General features: G+C 66.2%; 4 protein-coding genes and 1 pseudogene. 4 read left to right on the top strand and 1 reads right to left on the bottom strand.

Annotated elements, in window-relative coordinates; genetic code table 11:
• Positions 1-51: 51 nt before the first annotated feature.
• A pseudogene (locus J1902_RS19990) lies at positions 52-622 on the top strand (transposase); the annotation flags it as partial.
• A 623-nt stretch (positions 623-1,245) separates the two neighbouring features.
• Here the strand turns inward: J1902_RS19990 and J1902_RS14585 are convergent.
• A complete protein-coding gene (locus tag J1902_RS14585; protein ID WP_207617039.1) occupies positions 1,246-1,710 on the bottom strand; it encodes an Lrp/AsnC family transcriptional regulator in 465 nt (154 codons plus the stop codon).
• A 171-nt stretch (positions 1,711-1,881) separates the two neighbouring features.
• On the opposite strand from J1902_RS14585, the gene pdhA reads away from it, so the two are divergent.
• The 3 genes from pdhA to J1902_RS14570 all read left to right on the top strand — a co-directional run.
• Complete coding sequence (gene pdhA / locus J1902_RS14580; protein ID WP_207617038.1) at positions 1,882-3,105, top strand: pyruvate dehydrogenase (acetyl-transferring) E1 component subunit alpha; 1,224 nt, start codon at positions 1,882-1,884, stop codon at positions 3,103-3,105.
• Positions 3,102-4,208, top strand: a complete 1,107-nt coding sequence (locus J1902_RS14575; protein WP_207617037.1) for an alpha-ketoacid dehydrogenase subunit beta — start codon at positions 3,102-3,104, stop codon at positions 4,206-4,208. The genes pdhA and J1902_RS14575 overlap by 4 nt, the downstream gene beginning before the upstream one ends.
• 2 nt (positions 4,209-4,210) lie before the next feature.
• Positions 4,211-4,483: biotin/lipoyl-containing protein (locus J1902_RS14570; RefSeq protein WP_307794460.1), on the top strand; the 273-nt coding region annotated here is incomplete at its 3' end.

Here is a 4,483-nt window from a genome sequence, read left to right as displayed (position 1 = left end):
ATTTGCCGACTCCGGTCAGTTTAAAGTTGCCGCTTACACGCGGTGCCCCTGCAGCTGGCCTACGATTCGTCACTGGAGGGCATGCACGAGGTCCGGGACCGCCGGGACCGGCTCGACAAGGCGATCACCGCGCTGGCATACGGCAGCGAATACACCCCGGTGGTCCGGGCGCTGGAATGCCTGCGCGGGATCTCGACGCTGACCGCGTTCGGCCTCGCGGTCGAGATCGGGGACTGGGACCGCTTCACGGGCCGGACCATCGGCCTACCTGGGCCTGGTGCCCACCGAGCATTCCTCCGGCCAGTCCCGGTCCCAGGGCTCGATCACCAAGACCGGGAACGGCCATGCCCGCCGCCTGCTGGTCGAGGCGGCCTGGCACCACCGCCAACCCTACGACCGCCCCTCACGGCTGATGCGGGACCGGTGGGACCACGCCACCCCGGCAGCCAGGATGCGCGGACACGAAGGGAACCGGCGGCTCCACGAGCGGTGGCTGGTCTATCTGGAACACCGGAAGCGGCCCGTCATCGCGAACGTCGCCATCGCCCGCGAACTGGCGGGCTGGTGCTGGTCGCTGGCCACCCTGGACGAAAACGCGGAAGGGACCCGGATGAACCCGTAAGCACGTACCGGCAGGTTTCCCGGGAAGTGTTAATCGCAGCGCGTGGAGTAAACCCGCGTCTGACCTATGAGCAGCCGGTGACGGCCACGCTCGACCCTAGACCAGCGGTAATCTCCAGCCGAACACTTCGTCCTGCGGTAACCAACCCGCGAATATTAGTCTGACCGCGCCGTCGCCTTGACACGCTGAACACCCACCGGCCAGACCTGCCGGCCAACGACGGGGCAACAACCTGACAATCGAGTCAGCTTCCCCTGTCACCCAAGCGGCCCCAGCCAACCCGGCCGGGACCGCTTTCGCACGACCTCTTGACAATCAACCCCACATATTAGTTCAGGATGGTTTCGGGGTCGGCGGCCCGTCGACCGAAAGTGTGCCGGAGGAGACCCTTATTCAGGGCGCTCTGAATGCTCTGCGCAGCGGACATTTGCGATGAGCCGTCCGCATTCCTGCTGACTGAACGTGGTTATGTGCTTGGTTGCGGCGCCGCATTTGTCACAGAACGCGTGGTGTTGTTTTGTCCCCATGTGGTCATCCTAAGCAGCGAAGGATTTCTTACAGGTAAACGCCAGGTAATTGGGCGTCGCATCGGCGGTCCGGTCATGGCCCAGGCTCAATCCGTGCTACCGCGTATCCACGTCCTCGAACACCAGGAACGTCTGCGTGTCCAGGACGCCGGGCATGGACTGCAGTTGGTCGAAGATCACCCGCCGCAGATGGATGTTGTCCACGGCACGGACCAGGAGGATGACGTCAAAGTCCCCGCCCACCAAGGCGATGTGGTGCACCTCGGGAATGAGCCGCAGCTGCTCCCGGAGTTCGCGCCACGAATGCTGCTGCACCTTGAGAGTGACATAGGCCGAGGACTTCAGCCCTGCCTTGATGGGGTCCACCAGCGCCGTGAACTTGGTGAGCACACCCTCGCCCGTCAGCCGGGCAATGCGTGTGTACGCGTGCGCCCGGCTGATGTGCACGTTCTCCGCCACCTGCGTCACGGACATCCGGCCGTCGCGCGTCAGCTCCGCGATGATGTTCCGGTCCACCGCATCCAGGGGGACCTCCACCTGGTCCTGTTCGGCCTCGGCCATGGCTCCTCCAATTCGTCCACGGGCCGGGCCCGTTACCCAGCTCACAATTGCGATTCGTCTTCCAGAATAGCCATTCCGTGCAAGCTCTTCCATGATTCTGCCCAGAGGTGGATACGAAACTTCGTCCAGATCCATACTTGAGGAAAATAGTGGATATAGAAGGACGGACCAATGACGATCTCCGCAGACCACGCTTCCCGGAGCCTGGACCACGCTGAGCAGACGGACACGGACCAGGCTTCCGAGGTGCGGCGCAAGTTTGGCATCAGCGTGGAGGACTACATGCTGCCGGCCCGGCACCAGATCCAGATGGTGAACCCTGACGGCACCGTTCGCTCCCACGATGAGCAGGGCACCGAACCCGGCCACGAGTACCCCACCCCCGGCGATGCCGAACTGATGGCCGCGTATGAGCAGCTCGTCGTCGGGCGCCGCGTCAACGACCAGAACTCCGCGCTGGTGCGGCAGGGCCGCATGGCCGTCTACCCGTCCAGCCACGGCCAGGAGGCATGCCAGGTGGCGGCCGCCATGTGCCTGAGCGAAGGCGACTGGCTGTTCCCCACCTACCGCGACGCCGTCGCGGTCATGGCCAGGGGAGTGGACCCGGTGCAGGCCATGACAATTTTCCGCGGCGACTGGCACAGCGGCTACGACCCCAAGGAGCACAACGTCGGCATCCAGTGCACGCCGCTGACCACCCAGCTGCTCCACGCCGTCGGCGTTGCCCATGCCGCCAAGCTGCGCGGCGAGGACACCGTGGTGCTGGCCATGTGCGGCGACGGCGCCACGAGTGAAGGCGACTTCCACGAGGCCCTGAACTTCGCCGCCGTGTTCCACCTGCCCGTCATTTTCTTCGTGCAGAACAACAAGTACGCTATCTCCGTGCCGCTGAGCCACCAGTCCGTGGCGCCGTCGCTGGCACACAAGGCCGTGGGCTACGGCATGGCCGGCGAGCGCGTGGACGGAAACGACCTCGTCGCGCTGCTCGCCGTCCTGGACCGTGCCGTGAAGCTGGCCCGTGAGGGCTCCGGCCCGCTGCTGATCGAGGCCCACACCTACCGCATGCAGGCCCACACCAACGCCGACGACGCCACGCGCTACCGCCCGGACAGTGAAGTAGCCGAATGGCAGGCGAAGGACCCGCTGGCCCGCATGAAGGCGTACCTGACGGACAAGGGCCTGCTCGACGACGCCGGCAGCGCCCGCATTGCCGAACAGGCCGAGGCGGTTGCCACGCAGCTGCGCGAAGGCCTCAGTGAGGACGTCCCGGTGCAGCCGCTGGATCTCTTCAAGTACGTTTTCTCCACCCCCACCCCGCAGCTGAAGGAGCAGTCCGAACTGCTCGCCGGCGAACTCGCCCGCTCGGAAACCACCCGCGAGGAGGCAGGCAAATGAGCCCCACCGTCACCACATCCGCCAACGAAAACGTCAGCGCCGCCACGGCCAGTGCAGCAGCGTCCGCCGCGGCGACCGCCGAAGCGACAGGCCCGCAGACCATCACCATGGCCAAGGCCCTCAACACCGCCATGGCCGACGCCATGCGCGAGGACACGTCCGTCCTGGTCTTCGGTGAAGACGTCGGCCTCCTCGGCGGTGTCTTCCGCATCACCGACGGCCTCATGGCCGAGTTCGGTGAGCAGCGCTGCTTCGACACCCCACTGGCGGAGTCCGGCATCGTGGGCATGGCTGTCGGCATGGCCATGAACGGCATGCGCCCCGTCATCGAGATGCAGTTCGACGCCTTCGCCTACCCGGCCTTCGAACAGATCGTCAGCCATGTGGCCAAGATGCACAACCGCACCAGGGGCGCCCTCAAGATGCCCCTGGTCATCCGGGTGCCCTACGCGGGCGGGATCGGGGGCGTGGAGCACCACTGCGATTCCTCCGAGTCCTACTACGCCCACACCGCGGGCCTGAAGGTCTACACGCCGGCCACCGTGGCCGACGGCTACCGCATGCTGCGCGAGGCCATCGACTCAGATGACCCCATCATGTTCATGGAGCCCAAGAAGCTGTACTGGTCCAAGGACCAAGTGGACCTGGACGCCCTGCGCGCCGAGCACGCCGCGAACGCCGCCGGTGGGACGAGCACCGAGGGCCGCGCCGCCATCGCGCGCCCCGGCACCGAGGCAACCCTGATCGCCTACGGTCCGTCCGTCCCCACCGCTCTCGCCGCTGCCGCGGCCGCCGCGGAAGAGGGCCGCTCGCTCGAAGTGATCGACATCCGCTCGATCGTGCCGTTCGACGACGAAACCGTCTGCGCCTCCGTCCGCAAGACCGGACGCGCCGTGGTTATCGCCGAGGCCCACGGCTTCGCCTCGGTGTCCTCAGAAATCGTGGCCCGCGTCCAGGAACGCTGTTTCCACCATCTCGCAGCCCCCGTGCTGCGGGTGACCGGCTTCGACGTCCCGTTCCCGTCTCCCAAGCTGGAGCACTACTATCTGCCGAGCGTCGACCGCATCCTCGACGCCGTCGACGACCTTCAATGGGAGGACTGACCATGAGTTCAGATATGCAGGTATTCCTCCTGCCGGACCTGGGGGAGGGCCTCACCGAGGCCGAACTCGTGAACTGGCTCGTCGCCGTCGGCGACGAAATCCGCGTGGACCAGCCCATCGCCGAGGTGGAGACCGCCAAGTCCATGGTGGAGGTGCCCTCGCCGTACGCGGGCACCGTGGCCGTGCTGCACGGCGAACCGGGCCAGACGCTCGACGTCGGGAAGCCGCTGATTTCTGTGGCGCGCGTTGGTGCGGCCGAGTCCGCCTCCGCGGAT

This window comes from Arthrobacter cavernae (genome assembly GCF_017368795.1).
GTDB lineage: Bacteria > Actinomycetota > Actinomycetes > Actinomycetales > Micrococcaceae > Arthrobacter > Arthrobacter cavernae.
This window is presented reverse-complemented; position numbering and strand designations above follow the sequence as displayed.

Bases quoted from the DNA above. Each gene is read 5' to 3' on its own strand.
- J1902_RS14575 (WP_207617037.1), top strand. From the start codon at position 3,102: ATGAGCCCCACCGTCACCACATCCGCCAACGAAAACGTCAGCGCCGCC.
- pdhA (WP_207617038.1), top strand. From the start codon at position 1,882: ATGACGATCTCCGCAGACCACGCTTCCCGGAGCCTGGACCACGCTGAG.
- J1902_RS14585 (WP_207617039.1), bottom strand. From the start codon at position 1,710: ATGGCCGAGGCCGAACAGGACCAGGTGGAGGTCCCCCTGGATGCGGTG.